This window comes from Mitsuaria sp. MSU3D (genome assembly GCF_056867975.1).
Window position 1 is genome coordinate 5,267,338 of the sequence record NZ_CP200314.1, and the last position, 17,217, is coordinate 5,284,554.

The 17,217-nt window shown below is 71.3% G+C and carries 14 protein-coding genes; 8 read left to right on the plus strand and 6 right to left on the minus strand.

Going from position 1 to position 17,217, the window contains the following annotated elements; genetic code table 11:
* Positions 1–386: 386 nt before the first annotated feature.
* From AC1VNM_RS23200 to AC1VNM_RS23220, 5 genes are all read right to left on the minus strand, one after another.
* Positions 387–1,901: a glycoside hydrolase family 10-like protein gene (locus AC1VNM_RS23200; RefSeq protein ID WP_483108458.1), complete on the minus strand. Its 1,515-nt coding sequence runs from the start codon at positions 1,899–1,901 to the stop codon at positions 387–389.
* Positions 1,902–1,954: 53 nt separating this feature from the next.
* Positions 1,955–3,133 (minus strand): acyltransferase family protein, encoded by a 1,179-nt coding sequence (locus AC1VNM_RS23205; RefSeq protein ID WP_483108459.1) that lies wholly within the window; start codon positions 3,131–3,133, stop codon positions 1,955–1,957.
* On the minus strand, positions 3,130–4,431 hold the full coding sequence (locus AC1VNM_RS23210; RefSeq protein ID WP_483108460.1) for an MFS transporter: 1,302 nt from the start codon (positions 4,429–4,431) through the stop codon (positions 3,130–3,132). Before AC1VNM_RS23210 ends, AC1VNM_RS23205 begins: the two co-directional genes overlap by 4 nt.
* A gap of 98 nt (positions 4,432–4,529) precedes the next feature.
* The gene (locus AC1VNM_RS23215) at positions 4,530–5,423 is read right to left on the minus strand and encodes an N-acetylmuramic acid 6-phosphate etherase (protein WP_483108461.1); all 894 of its coding nucleotides are present in this window, start codon (positions 5,421–5,423) and stop codon (positions 4,530–4,532) included.
* A 117-nt stretch (positions 5,424–5,540) separates the two neighbouring features.
* Entirely contained in the window at positions 5,541–6,944 is a 1,404-nt protein-coding gene (locus AC1VNM_RS23220) for a hypothetical protein (RefSeq protein WP_483108462.1), read from the minus strand.
* 98 nt (positions 6,945–7,042) lie between these two features.
* Between AC1VNM_RS23220 and AC1VNM_RS23225 the strand changes: the two genes are divergently transcribed.
* From AC1VNM_RS23225 to AC1VNM_RS23240, 4 genes are all read left to right on the plus strand, one after another.
* A complete protein-coding gene (locus AC1VNM_RS23225; RefSeq protein WP_483108463.1) occupies positions 7,043–8,251 on the plus strand; it encodes a phospholipase A in 1,209 nt (402 codons plus the stop codon).
* A 93-nt stretch (positions 8,252–8,344) separates the two neighbouring features.
* Positions 8,345–8,608 (plus strand): hypothetical protein, encoded by a 264-nt coding sequence (locus AC1VNM_RS23230; protein ID WP_431101109.1) that lies wholly within the window; start codon positions 8,345–8,347, stop codon positions 8,606–8,608.
* A 201-nt stretch (positions 8,609–8,809) separates the two neighbouring features.
* Complete coding sequence (locus AC1VNM_RS23235) at positions 8,810–10,180, plus strand: MATE family efflux transporter (RefSeq protein WP_483108464.1); 1,371 nt, start codon at positions 8,810–8,812, stop codon at positions 10,178–10,180.
* Positions 10,181–10,410: 230 nt separating this feature from the next.
* Positions 10,411–12,651, plus strand: a complete 2,241-nt coding sequence (locus AC1VNM_RS23240; RefSeq protein WP_483108465.1) for a S8 family serine peptidase — start codon at positions 10,411–10,413, stop codon at positions 12,649–12,651.
* Between the two features lie 53 nt (positions 12,652–12,704).
* Here the strand turns inward: AC1VNM_RS23240 and AC1VNM_RS23245 are convergent, their stop codons facing one another.
* Entirely contained in the window at positions 12,705–13,433 is a 729-nt protein-coding gene (locus AC1VNM_RS23245) for a cistern family PEP-CTERM protein (protein ID WP_483108466.1), read from the minus strand.
* A gap of 224 nt (positions 13,434–13,657) precedes the next feature.
* On the opposite strand from AC1VNM_RS23245, the gene AC1VNM_RS23250 reads away from it, so the two are divergent.
* From AC1VNM_RS23250 to AC1VNM_RS23265, 4 genes are read left to right on the plus strand one after another with little or no spacing between them, the layout of a single operon-like run.
* On the plus strand, positions 13,658–14,635 hold the full coding sequence (locus AC1VNM_RS23250; RefSeq protein WP_483108467.1) for an ABC transporter permease: 978 nt from the start codon (positions 13,658–13,660) through the stop codon (positions 14,633–14,635).
* Positions 14,636–14,645: 10 nt separating this feature from the next.
* Positions 14,646–15,455, plus strand: coding sequence for an ABC transporter permease (locus tag AC1VNM_RS23255; RefSeq protein WP_483108468.1), 810 nt, complete (start codon positions 14,646–14,648; stop codon positions 15,453–15,455).
* Positions 15,452–16,405 (plus strand): ABC transporter ATP-binding protein, encoded by a 954-nt coding sequence (locus AC1VNM_RS23260; RefSeq protein ID WP_483108469.1) that lies wholly within the window; start codon positions 15,452–15,454, stop codon positions 16,403–16,405. Before AC1VNM_RS23255 ends, AC1VNM_RS23260 begins: the two co-directional genes overlap by 4 nt.
* Positions 16,402–17,208, plus strand: a complete 807-nt coding sequence (locus AC1VNM_RS23265) for an ABC transporter ATP-binding protein (protein ID WP_483108470.1) — start codon at positions 16,402–16,404, stop codon at positions 17,206–17,208. Before AC1VNM_RS23260 ends, AC1VNM_RS23265 begins: the two co-directional genes overlap by 4 nt.
* The last annotated feature ends 9 nt before the right edge of the window (positions 17,209–17,217 follow it).

The following is a 17,217-nucleotide window of genomic DNA, read 5'->3' on the forward strand; positions in this document are numbered from 1 at the left end:
CTTGCCGCGGCTCCTCCTTCATCTCAAGCAAAAAGCCTACCAGTCGAGACAGCCCCCAGCAATGCGGCGAAATCCGCCGTGCGGGGGGCTTTTCGCGCTTGCGGGCCCTGTTGCTGGGCGGATTCCGGAGGCTCCGGCAACCGCCTTGGCGATGCACGGGCGTGAGTCTCTTTGCGGGATGTTGTGGGTTTGTGACAAGGAATGACAGGGGCGCCAGGCCGTTCCCACCTGTTTGTCGAACGCGACGGAACGGGCGGAGCGCGCCCTGAAACGGGCTCTTCCGGGCTATTGGCGCACCAGAGCGATACAGGGTTTCCACGGAGTCTGGGCGCGCCCCCGCGCTGACTCGTCGTTGCGTGGAATCGACAGTTTTGGGCCAGTAACGTTCAATTCGAGAACGTTGCTCGCGGCCCTTCGCGATTGACGGCGTTGACCGCGCTGGCGCTCAGCAACCAGCCGTCGCCGATGGCGCCCAGGTCGCCGTCCGGGCCGATGAGGTCGAAGCGCCAGGGCGAGTCGACGCGACGCGCCTCGCGCCTCCACAGCGCAAAGGCGCGGGGCGGGGCGCCCTCCGGGGCGGACAGTCGAAGGCGGCCGTCGGCCAGACGTTCCAGGGTGACGGCACCGCAGGCGGGGGCGGTCAGCCACGGCGTTTCAGGCGGCAGGGCGGGATGAAGGTAAGCGCCGGCTCGCAAGGTATCCGCGATGTTCCGGCGGTTCTTCAGCAATGCGACCATGCTGAAGTGCAGGTGTCCGCCGGTCGACGGCGCGGTGCGCATGATCTCGATCTGCGCCGGGATCTCGTCGGCCGGCCAGCCTTCGGCCTCGTTGGCGGCCCGGCTCGTGAACAGGCCCGGCCAGACATGCCGCCCCAGCGGATTGACGCCCTGCCAGGCACGCATCAGCGGCTCGAAGGCCTGCGGTTTCTGCGCGCGGGGCCAGTAGAGCTGCGGCGCCACATAGTCGAGCCAGCCCATCGCCATCCAGTGCTCGACGTGGGCATAGAGCTTGTCGTACTGCGAGAACCCCGTGATGCCCGCCGGGCGCAAGTCCGGGCGCGGCAGACCGAACGGGCTGATGCCGACGCGCGCGGTGGGGCGCAACTCGCGGACCAGCTCGTACATCCGCCGCACCAGCTGGTCGACGTTGTCCCGCCGCCAGTCCGCGCGCGCGAGCGTCCCGCCGCCGTGCAGGTAGCGCAGCCAGCTCGCGTCGTCGGGGAAGTCGATGTCCTGCTTGGCCGCGTCCTGGACCGGGTAGGGATAGAAGTAGTCGTCGATGTGCAGGCCGTCGACGGCGTAGCGCGTCAGGAGGTCGCGGCAGACGGCCAGCGTGTGATCGGCAGCGGCCGGCTCGCCCGGATCGATCCAGAGCTGGTCGCCGTACTTCTTGACCCACTCGGGCCGGGTGCGGCTCAGGTGCGTGGCGGCGGGCGCGGACTTCCCGCCGCTCTGCTTCGCGCGGTACGGGTTCAGCCAGGCGTGCAGCTCGAGGCCGCGCGCATGCGCCTGCTCGATCCACAGCGTCAGCGGGTCGTAGCCCGGTCCCTGGCCCTGGACGCCGGAGAGGTACTCGCTCCAGGGTTCCAGCGTCGACCGGTAGAGGGCATCCGCACTGGTGCGCACCTGCAGCACGATCGCGTTCAGGCGCAGCGCGCGGGCGCTGTCGAGGATCGCGTGGATCTCGGCGATCTGCGCGGCGTCGCTCAGGCCTCGGCGGCTCGGCCAGTCGATGTTGGCGACGGTCGCGACCCAGGCGGCGCGGAACTCGCGCGGCGCCGGCGGCGGCGCATCGTCGGGCGCGGGACCCGGCAACGCGGGCAGCGCCTGGGGCCGGGCGGTGCCGCAGCCCGGGAGCGTGCCCAGGGAACCCAGCACCGGCGCGGCCAGGGCCGCGGTCATCCACTGTCGTCGTCGCATTGAAGGCTCTCACCGGGCGGCGCCGCAGGGGCCGCTCACACTTTCACGATCCAGCCGCGCCGCCACATCGCCCACGCGATGCCGTAGAACACCGCCACGAAACCGATGGCGAACAGCAGCGACGCGAAGCGCGGATCCACCGGCAGCGCGCGCAGCGGCGCGACAAGCCAGGCCTTGAGCGTGACGCCCTCGGCGACGTGGATCAATCCGAGCAGGCGGGCCACCAGGCCCGACAGCGCGAAGAGGAACAGCGCGTTCATGCCGAACACCACCAGCGGGCGCAAGCGTCCCGCCATCGCGTCGCGCATGCGCGGCAGGGGCGCGGCATCGAGCAGCCAGTAGAACACGCCGAAGACCAGGCACCCCCAACCCGTCGTGAGGAAAACGAAGGCGGGCGTCCAGAGATTCTTGTTGATGGGCAGGGTCCAGGCGTCGAGTACCTGCGCGATCCACAGGCAGGCAAGACCTGACACCATGAACCAGGCGGCCTTCTCGCCGGGATCTCGACCGCGCAGCGCCAGCCAGCGTCCGGCGAGCAGGCCGGCGATCTGGCTCGCGACGGCGGGCAGCGTGCTCAACAGGCCTTCGGGGTCCCAGGTCTTGCTCTTCGCCCAGAGGTGGCCGCCGAGCAGCGTCCGGTCGAGCCAGGCGCCGACGTCCTCGCCCGGCTGCAGCGAGCCGCGATGCCAGACGCCTTGCGCGTCCGGCACGGCGACGAAGGTCTGCACCAGGCCGTAGCCGAGGAGCAGGCCGATGAACCACCCCAGCTGGGCGCGCCAGCCGCACCACAGCGCGATCGGCGCGACCAGGATCGTGATCAGGCCCAGCCGCTGCAGCACGCCGGGGATGCGCAGTGTCTCGAAGTGGAAGAACGGGAAGAGATTCAGCGCCAGCCCGATGAGGATGATCGTGGCGCCGCGTCGCCCCATGTGGCGCAGCAGGGCGACGCGATCGGCGGCCTGGCCGCGGCGCGCCAGGCTGAAGCTCATCGAGATCCCGCTGATGAAGACGAAGAACGGGAAGATCCAGTCGGTGAAGGTCCAGCCGTGCCAGGCGGCGTGCTCGAGCGGCGCGTAGAGCTGCGACCAGTCGCCCGGGTTGTTGACCAGCAGCATGGCCGCGATCGCGAAGCCGCGGAAGGTGTCGAGCGACAGCAGGCGGTCGCTGCCGCCGTGGCCGACACTCTGACCGGCGCCGGTCGAGGCAGCACTCACGCGGTGGACTCCTTGCGGCCGAAGTTCTCGGGGATCCTGATGAGGGCGGTCATGGCCAGCGACGGGACCGTCGCGATCAGCACCCACGCGAAGAAGTGCGGATAGCCGAGGTGATCCTGCAGCCAGCCGCTCCACATGCCCGGCAGCATCATGCCCAGCGCCATGAAGCCGGTGCAGATCGCATAGTGGGCGGTCTTGTGGGCGCCCTCGGCGACCAGGACCATGTACATCAGGTAGGCCGTGAAGCCGAGCCCGTAGCCGAACTGCTCGACCGCCAGCGCCGCGCTGATGACGGCGAGGCTTCCCGGATGCGCGTAGGCCATGACCAGGAACACGACGTTGGGCAGGTGCATCGCGAGCACCAGCGGCCAGAGCGCCTTCTTCAGGCCGACGCGGGAGATGATCCAGCCGCCGAGCAGACCGCCGAGCGTGAGCGCGATCAGGCCGACCGTGCCGTAGGCCAGGCCGACCTGCTTGTTGGTCAGCGCGAGGCCGCCCTTGTCCAGCGGGTCGAGCAGGAAAGGCGTGGCAAGCTTCAGGAGCTGCGCTTCCGGGAATCGGTAGAGCAGCAGGAAGCCCAGCGTCACCGCGAGTCCGGGCTTGCGGAAGAACGCGGCGAAGATCCGGAAGAAGGTGCCCGGATCGCGCTGGTCGCGGGGGAGCGGGGCATCGACGGCCGGGCGCGGCAAGCGCCACAGGTGATACGCCGCGAGGAGCAGGAAGGCGCCCGCGAGGACCGCCATCACGCCCTGCCAGGCGAGCACCCAGCTGTCGCCGCGGTCGTGCAGCTCGCCGGCCAGCCAGACGAGGCCGCCCTGGCCGCCGATGTTGGCCACCCGGTAGAAGGTCGAACGCACGCCGACGAAGGCGGCCTGCTCATGCTTCTCCAGCGCGAGCAGGTAGAAACCGTCGGCGGCGATGTCGTGCGAGGCCGAAGCGAAGGCCATCAGCCAGAGCACGGCGAGCGACATCTGGAACGCGCGCTCCATCGGCAGCGTCAGCGCCACCATCGCGAGCGCCGCGCCGACGGCGAACTGCAGCGTCACGACCCACAGCCGTTTCGTGCCCAGCATCTCGACCAGCGGCGACCACAGCGGCTTGATCACCCAGGGCAGGTAGAGCCAACTGGTGTAGAGCGCGATGTCGGTGTTCGAGATCTCCAGGTTCTTGTACATGATGACCGACAGCGTCATCACGACCACGTACGGCATGCCCTGCGCGAAGTACAGCGTGGGCACCCAGTGCCAGGGGCTGCGGGCGCCCGGGGCGGCACCCGACGGAAGGGAAGAAGCGTGCATGACGCTCAGTGTCGGCGCAAACCGGGAGGGCGTCGCATCGGGGATTGCAGCGCTTGCGTGCGAGGACCGTGCAGGGCCGGCGGGTGTGAGCTCGGCGATCAGCGATCGGCGAGCGCGCCCCGCACGTCGCCGGCGTGTCGCGCGAGCAGCGCCTGCGCCCCGGCCGCGTCGAGCTGACGCAGCAGCATCACGACGGCCGTCTTCACGTGGAAGCCGCATTGATCGAGCGCCGCGCGCGCGGCGGACTCGTCGGCGCCGGCGGCGCGCATCGTCAACGCGACGGCGCGCCGGACCAGCTTCGCGTTGGTGGCCTTCATGTCCACCATCAGGTTGCCGTAGACCTTGTGCAGCCTGACCATCAGCGCGCTGGAGAACGTGTTCAGCGCGATCTTCTGCGCGGTCCCTGCCTTCAGGCGCGTGCTGCCGGAGATCACCTCGGCGCCGGTGTCCAGCAGGACCGGATGGTCGCCCGCGGCCAGGACCGCGGCGCCGGGGTTGTTGGCCATCGCGATCGTCAGGCAACCGGCGGCGCGGCCCGCGGCCAGCGCGCCCAGCACGTAGGGCGTGTGGCCCGAAGCGGCGATGCCGATCAGCACGTCTTGCGGCGTGGGCGAGAGCGCCTCGATGTCGCGACGGCCCTGGGGCTCGTCGTCCTCCGCGCCTTCGACGGCGACGAACATCGCGCCTTCGCCGCCGGCCAGCACCGCCACCGCGCGGTCACGCGGCCAGGAGAAGGTCGGCACCAGCTCGACGCTGTCCAGCACGCCCAGCCGGCCGGAGGTCCCGGCGCCGGCATACAGCAGCCGGCCGCCCGCCGCGATGCGCGGCAACGCCGCGTCCACCGCCGCGGCCAGCGCGGGCGCCGCCGCCCGCACCGCCTCCACCGCCGACCGCTGGTCATCGATGAAGACCTCCATCAGGCGGGCACTGTCGTACAGGTCCAGGTCTTGATGGTGGGCGCTGGGGGTTTCGGTCTTCAGAGGGTGGGACATGGCTCGGCCGGAGCGGAAGGGGAGGCCCGCAAGGTGCGGCCTACTCTAGTGGGGAGACGGCCTCCGCTGCCAATGAAACCCGGCGGGAGCGTCATAACCCACGGTAATCCAGAAGCCTCATCGGCGTCCGTTCGTGCGGCCCTCGGCGTCCAGCACAGACTGGATCACCTCGGCGAGGGCCACCGGCGTGGGGGCGGCGTCCAGCTCGATCAGCACCATGTAGCCGCGGTCGCGGCCCTGCGCGGTGAAGGCCTGCAGCAGGGCGATCTGGTCGCTGTGCACCATCACGCCGTCCGGGGACCAGTACTCCATCGCCACCAGACAGCCGTCCGACGGCGTGCCGGGGTAGTAGCGGCTGCCGGCGTAGTAGCGCGGATCGATCGTGCTGCCATGCATCAGCATCTCGTCGCGTCCGGCGCGGCCGGCGAGCCAGGCTTCCTGCAGCGGCGCGTAGTCGCGCCATGACGCCGGCAGCAAGGACCGGTAGCGGTCCAGCGACCAGGCGGGCTCGTTCGGGCCCGGGGTGCGCTGCTCGTATTCGGCCACGCTCGCTTCGCCGGGCACCTTCGTGTGCAGGTACGGGGTGGGGCCGATCCAGATGTTGGACGCCGCGCGTCCCGCGCCCTGGATCGTGAAGAGGCCTTGCGGCGTGTTGCCCAGCGTGATCGTGCCCGGCAGGCCGCTGCTGGACAGCGCCAGTTGCTCGATGTTGAACAGGCCGCCGTCGGGACGCCGCACGAAGCGGCCGTCGGCTTGTCGCACCAGAGCCAGACCCATCTGCTGGCGGCCAGGCCGCTGGAAGCTGAACACGACGGGATGGCCCGGACGGATCGCCAGCAGGTCGGCCAGCGGCGGACGCGCCGGCTGCGGCACGCCCTGCGCGGTGGACGCCGCCTGTGCGAGCGCCTGCAGGCGTGGCTCGTCGCGGTCACGCTGCGCGAGCTGGGACTGGATCAGTGCCAGGTCCGCGGGCTGGCGCGTCTGCATCAGTGCGTAGGCGGCGATCGCGAATTCGCGCGGCGTGGTCAATCGCGGCAGCAGCGGACGCAGCAGCGGCGCGGCGTCGACCGCGTAGAGCGTGTACGCCGCGGTCAGCAGCGGACGCTGGATGTCCGCCGGTTGGCTGTCCAGCGCCGGCACAGCCGCGAGCAGCGCGGGTCGGGCGGTGTCGATCTCGGTCCGGTAGTGGGCGACGAGACGAAGGGCCTGGGCGAACTCGCGCAGCGCGGCGCCGTCCTGCGGCGCGGCCAAGGCCTGCGCGGAGGCCGTCCGGATGCGGGCGCGGTCAGTGGTCCACCGGTCCTGGGCCTGGACGGCGGAGCCGACCGTCGAGCGGAACTGCTCCGGTCGCAATGCTTGCAGTGCCGCCGGGCTGAAGGCGCCGCCCGGTGTCGGCTCGGGGGACGGTGCCGGCGTCCGGGGCAACTGCGAGCAGGCCGCCAGAAGCAGCGGCGCGACCAGCGCGGCCCAACGGGGCCAGGACTTGCCCGGCGCATGGTCGACCAAGGGATACATCTGCATGGCGGCCGATTCTAGGGACGCGGGGCGGAAAGTTCTGCCATGTGGACCCAGGAACGCTGTTTGCACTCGACGGCCCGACTGAACAAGGGCCAAGCACAATGATGTCGATCAGGGAGTTCCGCCGCCGTCTGGCAATGGCGATGACATGGGCGGCCGCCGCGCTGGCGGCGCTCATCGCGGCCATGCCGCAGGACGCGTCCGCGCAGATCGCGGCATTGCCGGCGGAGAACCCGGCAATGTCGGCGGCCTCGTCGGCCAGGACGCCGGCCGATTGCGCCCTGATCCGCGACAACGATGCGCGTCTGGCTTGTTATGACCGCCTGAACGGCCGGGCCCCCGACGCGCCGCCGCCCTCCGCGGCGGCCCAGGTCCGGCTCCAGCCGGTGCCGGCCGCCTTGCCGGTGGCCGCCGCGGCGAGTTCGCCGCGTGTGGACGATCCCTGCACGCGTCTGCCGGAGGCCTCCGGCAGCGCCCGCAACTACCTCGGCTCGACGCTGTCGGAGCGCTGGGAACTGTCCTGCCGCGACCAGATGCCGCGCTTCCTGCCGCGCCCCCACCGGCCGGTCTACCTGCTGCCGGTGTCGTGGACCTCGCGCTCCAACCGGACCCCGGCGCCGTCCTCGTCGGAAAGCCCGGACAACGGCGTGGTCCAGGCGCTGGACCTGGACAAGAACGAGGCCAAGTTCCAGATCAGCCTGAAGTCCAAGATCTGGGCGCTCGACGATCACGGCACCCTGTCGGTGTGGGGCGCGTACACGCAGAACTCGCGCTGGCAGATCTACAACGGGCGCGAGTCGCGACCGTTCCGCGAGACCAATTACGAGCCCGAGCTGATCGTGACCCACGGCACCGACGTCGAGCTGCCGTTCGGCTGGAAGGCCAGCATGGTGGGCCTGAGCCTGAACCACCAGTCCAACGGGCGGGCGGTGCCGCTGTCGCGCAGCTGGAACCGGGTGATCGGCGAGCTCAGCCTGGAGCGCGGCGAGACCACGGTGAGCCTGCGCCCCTGGTGGCGGATCCTCAACACCGGCAGCGACGACAACCCGGGCATCCAGGACTATGTCGGCCGCGGCGAGATGCTGGTGACGCAGAAGCTGGGCCGGCACGTCCTGGCCCTCACGGCGCGGCACAGCCTGAAGGGGGGCGATCGTTCGCGCGGATCGGCGCAGCTGGAGTGGGCCTTCCCGATCGGCGGCGGGCTGCACGGCTACCTGCAGCTGTTCAGCGGCTACGGGGAAAGCCTCATCGACTACAACTTCCGCGAGTCCCGGATCGGGCTGGGGGTGTCGGTCGTCGAGTGGCGCTGATGCCTCTTCCTGGGGCTTTGATTCGATGAATATGGCGCACAGGTCGGGGCAGTCCCCATCGTCAGCCCGGTGCGGCTGGACTAGGCTGCGCGGATGTCCGCATTCATCGACACCTGCGTGATCTGGGTCGTGGTCTACCGCCTGGACGGGCGCGACCGCCAATGGGTCCGTGCGCTACCGCCCACGACGGAGGCGCAGGTGCGCGCGCTGCTGCTGGAGGAGCTCGACGAGCTCTACGGCGCGCGTTCGGAACTGGTCTCGCTGCGGCAGGCCGAAGACGCCGAACGCGCCACGCTCATGGCCGGCGGGCTGCCGATGTGCCCGGTCGCCACCCCGCCGGGACCCGCGTCGGGCTGAACCGGCGGCCCTCGGGCGATCGATGATCGCCCGCCGCGGTGGCGGCGAAACCACAGACCCGGGCGTCCTTCCGGCGCCGCCACGGTTTCATGTCGGTTTCATCGCGGTTACGGCCCCCGGCCCGAAGGCATCACGCGAGAATTCCGCGCGTCGTGTCCACCGCTGTCAGCGGCGGCGCGGACCTCCCTGCCGCCGCCGTCCATGTCGTCCCCCTCATCCCATTCGCCCCCCACGCCGTCGCCCCGCCTGTTCGCACTGGCCTGGCCGCTGTTCCTCGAGCTCTGCCTGGGCATCGCCATCGGGGTGATCGGGACGATGCTGGCGGCGCGGATCTCCGATCCCGCCGGCGCCGCATTCGCCCTGGCCAACCAGCTGGCGGCGACGCTGTTCATCCTGTTCCGCATCATCGGCGCCGGCATCAGCGTGGTGATCACGCAGGCGCTGGGCGGAGGCCGTCGCGCGGTGGCCGATGCGACGGCGCGGGCGGCGCTCGGCGCGAGCACCTGGCTGGGCGGCGTCACGGCGCTGATGGCGCTGCTCTTCGCGGGGCCGCTGCTGCGATTGATGAATGCGCCGGCGGAGGTGCTGCCGTTGTCGCAGCCCTTCCTGATGGCGCTGGCGCCGGCCATGATGCTCGACGCCTGGAATGCCTCGATGGCGAGCGTGATGCGCGCCCACCTGCGCAGCCGCGACACCCTGATGGTGCTGGTGGCGATGCAGGTGGCGCAACTGCTGCTGTCGATCACGTTGATGCCTCAGCTCGGCCTGCCGGGCTTCGCGGTGGCGCTGGCGGTGAGCCGGGCGTTCGGCCTCGGCCTGCACGTGTGGCTGTGGCGCGCGCGGCTGGACCTGCGGCCGAAGGCGTCGGACTGGTGGCGCCTGCCGCGCGCGGAGCTCGCCGGCGTGCTGCACATCGGCCTGCCGGGCGCGGCGGAGAACATCGCCTACCGGCTGGCCTACATGGTGAGCGTGGCGATCGCGGGTCACCTCGGCGCGTCGGCGCTGGCGGCGCACAGCTACACCTCGCAGCTGATGTACTTCGTGCTGCTGCCGGGCCTGGCGACGGGCTTCGCGGCGGAGATCGTCGTCGGCCACCTGATCGGCGCGGGGCAGCTGCACGAGGCGCACCGCCTGGTGCGACGCGCGCTCGCCCGCGGGCTGCTGATCAGCGTCGTGGTGGCGGCCGGTGCGGCGGCGGCTTCGCCGTGGCTGCTGCAGATGTTCACGCACGACCAGAAGATTCTCGCCAGCGCGGTGGTGCTGATGTGGATCACGGTGATCCTGGAGCCGGGGCGGACCTTCAACCTCGTCGTCATCAACGCGCTGCGCGCGGCGGGCGACGCGAAGTACCCGGTGATGGTGGGCGCGGGGTCGATGCTCCTCGTGCTGGCTGGCGGCAGCTGGCTGCTGGGCGAGGTGCTGGGACTCGGCCTGGTGGGCCTGTGGATCGCCTACGCCGCCGACGAGTGGATCCGCGGCCTGCTGATGTGGCGCCGATGGGCGCGGCTGGGCTGGGTGCCGCAGGCGAGGGCGGTGCATCGGCGACTGCGTCTGGCGGCACGGGGCCACTGAGTCGCGACCGCCACCGTGGTGCCGGGATTTCGCGCCCACTGAGCCCGGCGTTCGTCAGCGCAGCGCGGCGTGGATCCCGGTCTCACCGTCGGCGAAATTGACACTCCCGCGCGCGTGCCGATCGCGGCACTGAAAATTCTCAATGCCCATCGCCACTTGCCGCGCTGGCCCGGGGCTTGCTGCGTCTTGCGTGCCGGTCGCGCGCAGACGCGTCGGCGAGGAGCAGGGGGGTGACAACACGCCCCGCGGCGTTCGCCGGCAAGGTCGGCGGACCCGGCGGAGTCGAGGGGATCGTCATGCCCATGCTTGCCTCCTTCGTCCTCGCCGCAGCCGCGGCTTCGACGGCGATGCCGTCTTCCGCGCCGCCGTGCGCACCCGCCCGGCCCGAGTTGCTGCGCGACGACGCGTCCGCCGCGAGCGGTCTGGACCGCTACACCGATCTCAGTCCCGACGTCCGGAGGCAGCTCGCCCAGCGCATCGCGGACCTCCGCGTCGACGACCTCGTCATGCTCGGCCGCGCCGGCGTCAGCGGGCAGTACCGCTATGACGACGAGATCCGCCACGCGCTGATCGGCGGCCAACTCTGCGACCGGCTCGATCTGTCCGCGTGGAAGGCCTCCGACGAGGCCAGCGCATTGGTGTTCTGCGAAGGCGACCACTGCGTGGCGATGACCGTCGACGGCCGCATGCTCGCGCGCCTGACGCGTCGCAAGCCCGATGCCTTCGACGCACTTGCGCAGGCGCTGCGTGTGCGCCCCGGGGGACCGCAGTCGGCGCTCGAGATGCCGCCGCCCGCCGCCGGGACCGCCAACGGCTGGGCGCGCCAGCGCGTGCTCGTGCAGATGCGCGCCGGCCTGGGCGACAAGGACCTCGACAAGATCCTCTCGCCGCATGGCGGCAAGGCGCGCCGCATCGGCCGCTCTTCGCTGGCGATCGTCGATCTGCCTCCCAATGCGTCGGAGACGGCCGTCGCGATGCTGCTCGCGCGCCATCCGCAGTTGAAGTCGGCCGAACTCGACATGCGCATCTCCCCGGCGATGACACCCAACGACCCCTACCTGGGCAGCGAGTGGCACCTCGCGCGGATCAACGCGCCGCTGGCCTGGGACAGCGCGCAGGGGGCCGGCATCAGGATCGCGATCCTGGATACCGGCGTCGACGCGACCCACCCCGACCTGGCCGGCCGCCTGGTCCCCGGCTGGAACTTCTATGACGGCAACGCCGACACCAGCGACGTGCACGGCCACGGCACCGCGGTGGCCGGTGCCGCGGCTGCGGCGATGAACAACGGCATCGGTGTCGCCGCCGTGGCCGGGCAGGCGTCGCTGATGCCGGTGCGCATCGCCGACGCCAACGCCTATGCGTACTGGAGCACCGTGGCCCAGGGCCTGAACTGGGCCGCGGACCAGGGTGCCCGCGTGGCCAACATCAGCTATGGCGGCGTCGCCGGCAGCGCCACCGTGCAGGGCGCCGCCGACGACATGCGCAGCAAGGGCGGGCTGGTGATCGTGTCCGCCGGCAACAACGGGATCGATGAGGGCCTCGCCCCCATGGCCAGCATGATTCCCGTCTCGGCCACCGACGAGACCGACAACCGCACGAGCTGGTCGAGCTACGGCGCCTTTGTCGCGATCGCCGCGCCGGGACAGAACATCTGGACCACCAACCGCGGCGGCGGCTACGGCGCGTGGTGGGGCACCTCGTTCGCGAGCCCGGTCGTCGCCGGCACCGTGGCGCTGCTGATGTCGGCCCGCCCGACGATGAGCGGTGGCGCGATCCAGAACGTGCTGTTCAGCACCGCCACGGATCTCGGTGCCGCCGGCCGCGATCCGTTCTACGGCTGGGGCCGCGTCAATGCCGGTGCCGCGATGCAGGCCGTTCTGGCCGCGCCGGCGCCCGACACGCAGCCGCCCGTCGTCTCGGTCGGCGCGCCGCTGCCCGGCGCGCTCGTCAGCGGGCTGGTCGCGGTGGACGCCGCCGCCGCCGACAACCAGGCCGTCGTGCGCGTCGATCTGCGCGTCAACGGCGCGGTCGTCGCCTCCGACACTTCGGCGCCCTATGGGTTCAGCTGGAACTCGGCGGCGGTGGCGAACGGCCCCGTCACGATCACCGCCACCGCGGTCGACGCGGCCGGCAACAGCGCCACCAGTGCGCCGGTGACCTTGACCGTCGCCAATGCGGCCCTGGCCGACACGGAGCCGCCGACGATCGCGATCACCAGGCCGGCCAGCAACAGCAAGGTCGCCGGCAATACCGTCACCATCTCGACGAGCGCCGCCGACAACGGTGGCGCGGCCGGCATCCGCCAGACGATCTACATCGACGGCGAACTGGTCGCCAGCGGCACCGGAACGAGCCTCAGCTACACCTGGAACGTCAAGAAGGCGTCGACGGGCGCGCACACGATCCAGGCGGTCGCCCGCGACGTGGCCGGCAACACCAGCGTGGCCACGACGACGGTCTCGAAGTAGGACGCACCACGAAAAAGGCCCGCCGAGGCGGGCCTTCCTTCAGTGCGCTGTGCTCAGCGGGAGAAGCTGGGCAGCCACGGCAACCGCGGCGTCCGGCGGCGCGCCAACCCGGCTGCCAGCGCGGCGGCCGCCAGCAGCGCCAGCGCGTTCGGTTCCGGCACGTTGCCGTTGCTGCCGCCCGCGCCACCGCCGCCGCCGCCGCAGGCCCCGGTGCCCTGGATGCAGCCCTCGAACTCGATCGACCTGCCCAGGGTCCCCACGCCCTGGAACTTGATGGCGTAGGGGCTGGTGAAGCCGATGCCCTGCGTCATGAAGTTGTTGGACGCGTCGGTTGTCAGCGTGAGGTTGAAGGAGGACGACCCGCCCATGCCGAGGCCGTCGTTGATCGATCCGCCCGCGCACTGGTTGCCGGACAGCAGGCAGAGATCGATGTTCTGGAACGAGGGGAAGTTGACGTCGATGCCCGCCCCCCAGGCCGCCGAATTGGTGCTGGCTCCGGTCAGCGTCGGCGAGATCGCGGTGATGCCGAAGGCCATCAGCACGTTCTGGCCCGGGCCGCTTGAGTTGTTGGTGACGATGGTCGAGAAGGTCGCCGTCTGCGCCGACCAGGAGGTCAGCGTGAACTTGACCGTGGCGTTCAGCGTCGCCCCGTCCTGGGCGCCTGTGAACAGCAGCGTCGCCGTGCTGTTGAGGCTGTTGAACAGCACAGCCGCGGCCTGCGCCTGGCTGCAGAGGCTCAGCGCCGCCGCGGCGACGACCCAACGGATCCTTGTTGGTTTCATGACCGACCCCTTTCCGGGCAGTGCACGTGGCTTCTTATTTGTCCCCCTGTGTCCGGGATACGCATAAGCCGGGCCAATGCGCCAAGTGCTTGATCCAGCGGCTGATTCTGGCCAATGTGATAAAGATGCCGGTGAAACTGTAAAAAAGTGCGACACCGTACGGCACGCCAATTGCGCGGGCTGGATGGCCCGACAGGGCGGCGGGCGAGACGCTGGCGACCCCTATGATCCCGCCCGCGATGAACTACCTGCTCAAGCGCCTGGCCGTGCTGCTGCTGACGCTGCTGGCCGCCTCGGCGCTGATCTTCGGCGCGCTGGAATGGCTGCCCGGCAATGCCGCCCAATTGATCATGGGCCCCGAGGCGCCGCCCGAGGCCGTCGCCGCGCTTGCGCGTCAGTTGGGCCTGGACCAGCCCGCCTGGCACCGCTACGTCGACTGGCTCACCGGGCTCGTGCGCGGTGATCTCGGCCTGTCCTATGCCTACGGCGCGCCGGTCATGGATCTCCTCCTGGAGCGGCTCGCGCTGACGCTGCCGCTCGCGCTGTTGGCGATGGCACTGACCGTCGTGCTGGCGCTGGCCGCCGGCTGGTGGGCCGCGAGCCAGCAGGGGCGTGCCGGCGATCACCTCGTGATGGGGCTGACCCAGCTCGGTCTGGCGGTGCCCAGCTTCTGGCTCGGCATGCTGCTGGTGCTGCTCTTCGCGGTGAAGCTGCAGTGGTTCGATGCCGGCGGCTTCCCCGGCTGGCGCGAGGACCTCGGCGGCGGCCTGTGGCCCGGCCTGCGCGCGCTGCTGCTGCCCGCCGCCGCGCTGGCGCTGGTGCAGGCCGCGATCCTGGCGCGCATCGCGCGCTCGGCGCTGCTCGACATCGTCCGCGAGGACTTCATGCGCAGCGCCCGCGCCAAGGGCCTGTCGCGCCGCGCGGCGCTGTGGCGCCACGGCCTGCGCCATGCGGCGATCCCGCTGCTGACCCTTGGCGGCCTGCAGTTCGCCAACCTGCTCGCCGGCACCATCGTCATCGAGAACGTCTTCACCCTGCCCGGACTCGGTCGGCTGATGGCGCAGGCCATCGCCAACCGCGACCTGATCGTCGTGCGCAACGGCGTCATGGGGCTCGCGGCGCTGGTGCTGCTCCTCAACTTCGCGATCGACCTGCTGCACGGCTGGATCGACCCGCGGCTGCGCACGAGGACCGGGGCATGAGGGCCGGGACATGAAACGCGCCGGATTCTTCGCGGGCATCATGCTCACCGCGCTGCTGCTCCTGACCGCGCTGCTGTCGCTGGCCTGGACCCCGTGGCCGCCCGAGCAGATCGACATGACCCGCCGGCTCGCGTCGCCGAGCGTCGCGCACTGGCTGGGCTGCGACCAGCTCGGCCGCGATGTGTTCAGCCGCCTGATGGCCGGCGCGCGCAGCGCCTGGCTGGTCGGCATCGTCGCCGTCGGCATCGGGCTGATCGCGGGCACGGCGCTGGGCCTGCTCGCGGCCGCGCGGCGCGGTCCGGTGGAGGCGCTCATCCTGCGCGGCGCCGACCTCGGCTACGCTTTCCCCGCGCTGCTGCTCGCGATCCTGCTGGCCGCCGCGCTCGGCCCCGGCATGACGGTCGCGATGGCGGCGATCGGGCTGCACGCGGTGCCCTCGTTCGCGCGACTGGTCAACGGCAGCGCCAAGAGCTGGTGGGCGCGCGATTTCGTGCTCGCCGCTCGCGTCGCCGGCCAGGGGCCGTGGTCGATCACGTGGCGTCATGTCTTGCCTCAGTTGCTCCCGCTGCTGATCGTGCAGGGCACGACCAGCTTCGCGCTCGCGATCCTGGCCGAGGCCGGCCTGTCCTACCTCGGCCTGGGCACCCAGCCGCCGCAGGCCAGTTGGGGCCGGCTGCTCGCCGAGGCCCAGACGCTGATGTTCGAAGCGCCGCAGCTGGCGCTCGCGCCCGGCGTCGCGATCACGCTGGCGGTGCTCGGGCTGAATCTGCTCGGCGACGGCCTGCGCGACCGGCTCGATCCGAAGGAGCAGCCGCGATGAGCGCCCCGCTGCTCGAGATCCGCGATCTCCACGTGCATCTGCCGGGGCGCCGCGGCGAGCGTCTGCACGCGCTGCGCGGCATCGACCTGTCGCTGGCGCGCGGCGAGAGCCTCGCGCTGATCGGCGAGTCCGGCAGCGGCAAGACGCTGACGGCGCTCGCCGCGATGGGCCTGCTGCCCGAAGGCGCCGAAGTCACCGGACGGATCGCGCTCGACGGCCGCGAGCTTCTCACGCTCGATGAGGACGGCTGGTGCGGCCTGCGGGGCCGTCGCCTCGCGATGGTGTTCCAGGAGCCGCTGACGGCGTTGAATCCGCTCCAGCGCGTGCTGGCGCAGGTGACGGAGCCGATCCTCCTCCATCGGCTGCTGCCGGACCGCGCCTCCGCCCGCGAGCGCGCGATGGCGCTGCTGACGCGCGTGGGTCTCGATGAGCGCCAGGCGCGCGCCTACCCGCATCAACTGTCCGGCGGTCAGCGGCAGCGCGCGCTGATCGCGATGGCGCTCGCCGCGGAGCCGGACCTGCTGATCGCCGACGAACCCACCACGGCGCTCGATGCGCGCCTGCGCGTGCAGGTGCTGGACCTGTTGCGCGACCTGGTGACCGAACGCGGCATGGGGCTGCTGCTGATCTCGCACGACCTGGCACTGACGGCGCGCCGCGTCGACCGCCTGGCGATCCTGTACGGCGGGCGCGTGATGGAGCAGGGCGCCGGGCCGGAGCTGCTCGACCACCCGCGCCATCCGTACACGCAGGCCCTGTGGGCCGCGCGGCCGCGGCTGGGGGCCGGGCGCGACCAGGCGCTCCATCCGCTCAAGGGGAACGTGCCGGCGCTGACGCAGCTCGGCGAGGGCTGCCCGTTCACGCCGCGCTGTCCCTTGGCGACGGCACGCTGCGCCGCGGAGCCTCCGCGCTTCGACGGCCGCCTGGCCTGCTGGGAGGTGACACCATGACCGGGCCGTCCTCGATGACGGTGCCTTCTCCGGCATTCCCGGTGACGCCGCCACCCTCGGCGACCCCGTTGCTGCAGGTCGAGGGTCTTGGCCAGCGCTACGGCGGTCGGTCGGTCCTGCGCGACATCGACTTCACGCTGATGCCTGGCGAGTCGCTTGGTGTCATCGGCGAATCGGGCGCGGGGAAGAGCACGCTGGCGCGGCTCGTCATGGCGCTGGAGCGCCCGCATCAGGGGCGCGTGTGGTGGGACGGGCAGGACGTGAACGCGATGGCGGCGCGCGATCGGCGCGCGCTGCGGCCGCGGGTGCAGATGGTGTTCCAGGATCCGTACGGTTCGCTCGATCCGCGCTGGCGCGTCGGACGCAGCGTGATGGAGCCGCTCGAGGCCTTGCCCATGAACGACGCCCAGCGCCGTGAGCGCGTGGCCGAGGTGCTCGCCGCCGTCGGGCTGGAGGCCGACGCCGCGCTGCGTTTCCCGCATCAGTTCTCCGGCGGCCAGCGCCAGCGGCTGGCGATCGCGCGGGCGCTGTCGACACGGCCTCGACTGATCGTCGCGGACGAACCGCTGTCGGCGCTCGATGTCTCGGTGCAGGCACAGATCCTGGCGCTGCTGCGCGAGCTGCAGCGACGCGACGGCATCAGCCTCGTCATCGTCAGTCACGACCTGCCGGCGATCGAGGTCCTGTGCGATCGCGCGCTGGTGCTGCGCGGCGGCGAGGCTGTCGAGCATGGACCTGCCGCGCGCGTCCTGGGCGAGCCGCAACACCCGTACACGCAGGACCTGCTCGCCGCTTTGGCATGATCCGCCGCC

Coding starts and splice junctions, on each gene's coding strand:
- AC1VNM_RS23235 (WP_483108464.1), top strand. CDS start 8,810: ATGTCGTCCCCCTCATCCCATTCGCCCCCCACGCCGTCGCCCCGCCTG.
- AC1VNM_RS23230 (WP_431101109.1), top strand. CDS start 8,345: ATGTCCGCATTCATCGACACCTGCGTGATCTGGGTCGTGGTCTACCGC.
- AC1VNM_RS23250 (WP_483108467.1), top strand. CDS start 13,658: ATGATCCCGCCCGCGATGAACTACCTGCTCAAGCGCCTGGCCGTGCTG.
- AC1VNM_RS23210 (WP_483108460.1), bottom strand. CDS start 4,431: ATGCACGCTTCTTCCCTTCCGTCGGGTGCCGCCCCGGGCGCCCGCAGC.
- AC1VNM_RS23265 (WP_483108470.1), top strand. CDS start 16,402: ATGACCGGGCCGTCCTCGATGACGGTGCCTTCTCCGGCATTCCCGGTG.
- AC1VNM_RS23220 (WP_483108462.1), bottom strand. CDS start 6,944: ATGCAGATGTATCCCTTGGTCGACCATGCGCCGGGCAAGTCCTGGCCC.
- AC1VNM_RS23200 (WP_483108458.1), bottom strand. CDS start 1,901: ATGACCGCGGCCCTGGCCGCGCCGGTGCTGGGTTCCCTGGGCACGCTC.
- AC1VNM_RS23215 (WP_483108461.1), bottom strand. CDS start 5,423: ATGTCCCACCCTCTGAAGACCGAAACCCCCAGCGCCCACCATCAAGAC.
- AC1VNM_RS23260 (WP_483108469.1), top strand. CDS start 15,452: ATGAGCGCCCCGCTGCTCGAGATCCGCGATCTCCACGTGCATCTGCCG.
- AC1VNM_RS23225 (WP_483108463.1), top strand. CDS start 7,043: ATGATGTCGATCAGGGAGTTCCGCCGCCGTCTGGCAATGGCGATGACA.
- AC1VNM_RS23245 (WP_483108466.1), bottom strand. CDS start 13,433: ATGAAACCAACAAGGATCCGTTGGGTCGTCGCCGCGGCGGCGCTGAGC.
- AC1VNM_RS23255 (WP_483108468.1), top strand. CDS start 14,646: ATGAAACGCGCCGGATTCTTCGCGGGCATCATGCTCACCGCGCTGCTG.